Genomic DNA, 5,169 nt, shown 5'->3' on the forward strand with positions numbered 1-5,169 from the left:
ATTGCCTTAAGAGGATCGCCGAATATCACTTTGTTCTGTAAAAAGTATTGCATTCTGATAAATCGAACTGATATATAGAGATATCTTTATATTAATAGCAATAATGCTCAGATCGAAAGTAATGTATTATGCCAATCAAGATCCCTGATAGTTTGCCTGCCCGCCAATATTTGGAAGGCGAGGGTCTTGTTGTCATGCGTGAAAGTGAAGCTTCACGTCAGGACATTCGCCCGTTAAGAATTGCACTTTTGAATTTGATGCCTTTAAAGGAAAAAACCGAACTTCATTTTTCCCGATTGATCGGAGCGACACCTTTGCAGGTGGAATTAACCTTGTTAACGACAGGTAGTTACACACCAACAAATGTCAGTAAGGAACATATGCTTGCTTTTTACCAATCGTGGGAAGAAGTGAAGGATCAGAAGTTTGATGGCTTGATTATCACAGGCGCGCCAGTAGAAACACTTGATTTTAAAGATGTGATCTATTGGTCAGAAATGGAATCCATCTTGGAATGGACGCAGACGAATGTGTTTAATACTTTAAACATTTGCTGGGGCGCGCAAGCGGCGCTTTATCATTTCCATAATGTACCAAAACATGAATTAACTGAGAAGCGGTTTGGTATATACCCGCATAAAGTCGTGAAGAAACATTCCGTATTGCTACGTGGTTTCGATGATGAATTTATGGTGCCTGTATCTCGCCACACAGAAAATCGGACAGCTGATTTGCCAGCCGAAGCGAACCTTGAGGTTCTAGCAGAATCTGAGGATGCAGGTCTTTGTGTTTTACGGGACCATGACAAGCGCCAAGTATACATGTTTAATCATCTGGAATATGATTCCACCACATTGAAAGATGAATATGATCGTGACGCACGTCAGGGGTTAGATATCACAATTCCACTTAATTATTATCCGGATGATGATCCAACCAAGATGCCACCAAACTTATGGCGTAGCCATGCACATTTGTTTATTTCCAACTGGATTAATGATGTTTATCAACGCACGCCGTTTGACTTGAATGATATAGGTAAATAACTGAGATAGTTTTTCAAATAGTAGTCTTGTCACGATAGTAAAAGCTGTTTTATTGTGTCGGCGATTTAACAACTGAGACTGCATTAATATTCCATGAAACGTCATCCACAATTTTGGTCATATGCGATCGGGCTGGCATTCTTTGCCTTTAGCCTCGGTATCTTTATGCCATTGTCGGTAAGTTTGGCTGGTGGGAATAGTAATACAAGTCCGGGCTTGATGCAGGTATGTGGTATCGGTGGAGTGCAATTTGTCGCACCTGCTACTACGGAAGATGCAAGTCAGACCCGTGTGACACAAGGGCATGAATATTGTGTCTATAGTGGCTTGGGTGATACGCCGTTTCTTGCTGTAAAACTGGATGGTAACTTGAAACGTGCAGAGAATGAATTGTCCCAGCAATTCTTCTCGGATGATCTTCATCTATCTGGTATCAAGTATTTAACAGGCCCAATTCGTGGACCTCCTGTAGCTGTTTAACATTCCTTTATACAAAATTGTTAGACTAACTTAAGCTATAGGTATCTCCTTATGAAAAATAAAATCTTGGGCGCAATTGTGGCGCTATTTTCTGTCTTTGCTATTTCTACTTTCGCATCTGCTGATGAAATCAAACATGGGGATATTATGATCAAAGATCCTTGGGCCCGTGCGGCTGCAAATCAAAAAGTTGGCGCGGGTTTCTTGAAAATGCATAATATGGGTGAAGCTGATGTGTTGCTGGCAGCAAAATCAGATATCGCTAAAAAAGTTGAAATTCATGAAAGTAGCATGTCTGCAGAAGGCATTATGCGTATGGTAAGGCAAGATAACCTTCCAATTCCTGCCGGTGGTATGGTGGAGCTAAAGCCGGGTAGCTTCCATATTATGTTCATGAAGTTAAATGAAAAGATGACTGAAGGTGAAAAAGTCACGGTTGAGTTGATCTTTGAAAAGGCAGGTCCTATTACTTTGGAACTTCCTATTCATAAAGCTGGGGCCATGAAGCATGGTCATGATCATTCTCATAATTAACTTAGTTGAAAGAAAGGCCGTTTATGAAACGTTGGAAAATCACAATCGAATATGATGGTGGTCCTTATGTGGGATGGCAACGTCAAAATAATGGCCCTTCTATTCAGCAATCTCTTGAAGAAGCAATCAATGCTTTCAGTCAGGAAGAGATTTATGTGCAAGGCGCTGGTAGAACCGATGCTGGCGTCCATGCCACAGGGCAAGTTGCGCATTTTGATATGATCAAAGAGATGACTGATCTGAAAATACGCGAGGCGATAAATGCGCAATTGCGTAACAATTCAATCTCTGTCCTTGAAGTTGAAGAAGTGGATATGGAATGGCACGCACGTTTCAGTGCTGTTGGTCGTGCTTATCTCTATCGCATACTGGATCGACGTGCCCGTCCGGCATTGGATAAGGGGCGTGTGTGGCATTGTCGAACCCGTCTAGATCATGAAGCCATGCATGATGCGGCGCAACGCTTGATCGGACAACATGATTTTTCAAGTTTTCGCGCGAGTGAATGCCAGGCAGAATCCCCGATAAAAACGTTAGATAAGCTCGATGTCAGCCGTCACGGCGATGAAATACATATGATTGTAGAAGCCAAATCTTTCCTACATCATCAAGTGCGCAATTTTGCGGGTACGTTGCAATTGGTCGGATCTGGTCGATGGACCGCAGATGATGTTTCAAAAGCACTTGAAGCAAAAGATAGGCAAGCAGGTGGACCAACAGCCCCATCAGATGGTCTATATCTTACCACTGTTGTTTATCCCGATTAATAATTTGGAATTTATTACTTGAAGTAGTTCTTCATAATATGTGCGTAAATATCGCGTAGTTTGACGATATCATCAACAGCGACACATTCATCAACCTGATGCATTGTTTGACCAACCAAACCAAAATCGAGAACAGGACAATAATCCTTAATAAATCGAGAATCGCTGGTGCCGCCTGTTGTGCTCAATTCTGGACGAATACCAAGTACTTCCTGGCAAGCGTCAGACACTAGGTCGGAAAGTTGGCCCGGTGGTGTTAAGAAGGATTCACCAGAAACTTTGCATTCTAATTCGTAATTCACATCTTCACCGCCAAATTCTTTGATCAATTCATGCATTTTTTCGATCAAAGTTTCACTAGAGTGAAGATCGTTGAAGCGGATGTTGTAAGTGGCTTCTGCAATGCCTGGAATAATATTGGTGGTCGGGTTGCCGATATCAATGGTGGAGACAGCTAATGTGGACGGTTGGAAGTGATCTGACCCTTGATCGATCTCCCAATCCGTCAAACCCTTTAGGATTGATACCAATCTGTGGGCAGCATTGTCTGCAAGATGAGGGTAACCTACATGACCTTGGACACCGTGTATTGTTAAATAGCTATTTACACTGCCACGTCGGCCGATTTTAATCATTTCACCCAAAACTTTTGGGTTGGTTGGCTCACCCGTGATACATGCGTCAAGTTTCTCCCCCATAGCAGCCAAAGCAGGCAACATTTTGACAGTACCATTGACGGAAGGACCTTCCTCATCACCAGTAATCAACAAGCTGATAGAACCATTAGGTGTGCCAAGCTCTTCTAGAAAAGAAGAAATTGCTGCAACCCAGCTGGCAATCGCGCCTTTCATGTCAGAGGCACCTCGACCATATAGCATGCCTTCATGGATTTCTGCATGGAACGGATGGGAAGACCATAAGTCTTCCTGTCCGACAGGTACAACATCGGTATGCCCTGCAAAACAGAGATTTGGTTCTGCAGTCCCTAATCGGGCATAAAGATTATCTACATCATCTTCGCCTTCTTCAGAAAAAGGCAGACGTGTACATTTGAAACCCATTTCTTCCAATGTGGATTGGAGGAGATCAAGCGCCCCACCTTCAACAGGGGTAACGCTTGGGCAACGGATTAAATCCTGTGCCAACGTGATGGGATCAAGTGCCATGATAAAGTCTGCCTTTTCCTAGGTAAATCGAACTTTTTAGTCGCGAAGAAGATCGTTGATAGAAGTTTTTGAGCGTGTTTTCTCATCAACACGCTTTACGATCACTGCACAATATAGGCTTGGACCTGGTGTGCCATCCGGTAATGGCTTGCCTGGTAAGCTGCCAGATACAACAACAGAATAGGCAGGAACACGACCCATAAAGATTTCGCCCGTTTCACGATCAACGATCTTAGTGGAGGCACCAATGAATACGCCCATGGAAATCACAGACCCTTCTTCCACAACGACACCTTCTACCACTTCGGAACGCGCGCCGATAAAGCAGTTATCTTCAATGATGACTGGGCCAGCTTGCAATGGTTCAAGTACGCCACCGATTCCAACACCACCGGAAAGGTGAACGTTTTTTCCGATTTGTGCACATGATCCAACAGTAACCCATGTGTCTACCATGGTGCCTGTATCAACATAGGCACCAAGATTGACGAAAGATGGCATCAATACAGCGCTTGGCGCAATATAGGCAGATTTACGAACGACGCAGTTTGGGACGGCACGGAAACCGCCTGCTTTGAATTCTTCTGCACCCCAGCCTTCAAATTTGCTAGGTACTTTATCCCACCAAGAAGATTGGCTGCCTGGACCACCAGGAATGAGTTCCATGTCATTAAGACGGAAAGAAAGCAGAACTGCTTTTTTTAGCCATTGGTTCACTTGCCAACCTTCGGCTGTTTTTTCTGCAACACGTGCTTTACCAGAATCCATTAGGTTCAACGCATCATTAACTGCGTCGCGGATTTCACCAGTTGTGGAAAGATTTACATTGTCACGGTCATCAAACGCTTTTTCAATGACAGCTTGCAGATCAGAGTAACTCATAATGCCTGTTCCTGATTAGTGGTCAAAGGAGATTACCTTTGGGGTTATAAATAAAGAGTTTCAAAAAAGTCGCTAAATTCCAGAATCTTGAAGCTTATGGTTTCAAGCCATTACGTTACGCAGCTTTTTTGAAACTGTTTTGACTGTTCTAAAGCGGGAACAAAATTACCTAGATGCAGATTTAGGTCAAGCAAGGAAAGCGTCATTTTCTATTTATTTTTCCCCATCGGATCCGCGGAAATCCTCAGATTCGCCGATATTGTAAAAATAAACGTTCTATTTATAGGAATAAAA

At 43.1% G+C, this 5,169-nt stretch carries 6 protein-coding genes; 4 read left to right on the forward strand and 2 right to left on the reverse strand.

Features of this window, described 5'->3' with window-relative positions:
- Positions 1-128: 128 nt before the first annotated feature.
- The 4 genes from E1160_RS00805 to truA all read left to right on the forward strand — a co-directional run bounded on the left by E1160_RS00805 (position 129) and on the right by truA (position 2,827).
- Positions 129-1,046 (forward strand): homoserine O-succinyltransferase, encoded by a 918-nt coding sequence (locus E1160_RS00805; protein ID WP_155153095.1) that lies wholly within the window; start codon positions 129-131, stop codon positions 1,044-1,046.
- Positions 1,047-1,139: 93 nt separating this feature from the next.
- Complete coding sequence (locus E1160_RS00810; RefSeq protein WP_155153096.1) at positions 1,140-1,526, forward strand: hypothetical protein; 387 nt, start codon at positions 1,140-1,142, stop codon at positions 1,524-1,526.
- 51 nt (positions 1,527-1,577) lie between these two features.
- Entirely contained in the window at positions 1,578-2,060 is a 483-nt protein-coding gene (locus E1160_RS00815; protein WP_155153097.1) for a copper chaperone PCu(A)C, read from the forward strand.
- Positions 2,061-2,083: 23 nt separating this feature from the next.
- Positions 2,084-2,827, forward strand: coding sequence for a tRNA pseudouridine(38-40) synthase TruA (gene truA / locus E1160_RS00820; RefSeq protein WP_155153098.1), 744 nt, complete (start codon positions 2,084-2,086; stop codon positions 2,825-2,827).
- Positions 2,828-2,841: 14 nt separating this feature from the next.
- On the opposite strand, the gene dapE is transcribed toward truA, so the two are convergent.
- Positions 2,842-3,993, reverse strand: a complete 1,152-nt coding sequence (gene dapE / locus E1160_RS00825) for a succinyl-diaminopimelate desuccinylase (protein ID WP_155153099.1) — start codon at positions 3,991-3,993, stop codon at positions 2,842-2,844.
- 36 nt (positions 3,994-4,029) lie between these two features.
- Positions 4,030-4,875, reverse strand: a complete 846-nt coding sequence (dapD, locus tag E1160_RS00830) for a 2,3,4,5-tetrahydropyridine-2,6-dicarboxylate N-succinyltransferase (protein ID WP_155153100.1) — start codon at positions 4,873-4,875, stop codon at positions 4,030-4,032.
- Between the last annotated feature and the right edge of the window lie 294 nt (positions 4,876-5,169).

The organism is Curvivirga aplysinae (assembly GCF_009711445.1).
Lineage (GTDB): Bacteria > Pseudomonadota > Alphaproteobacteria > UBA8366 > Aestuariispiraceae > Curvivirga > Curvivirga aplysinae.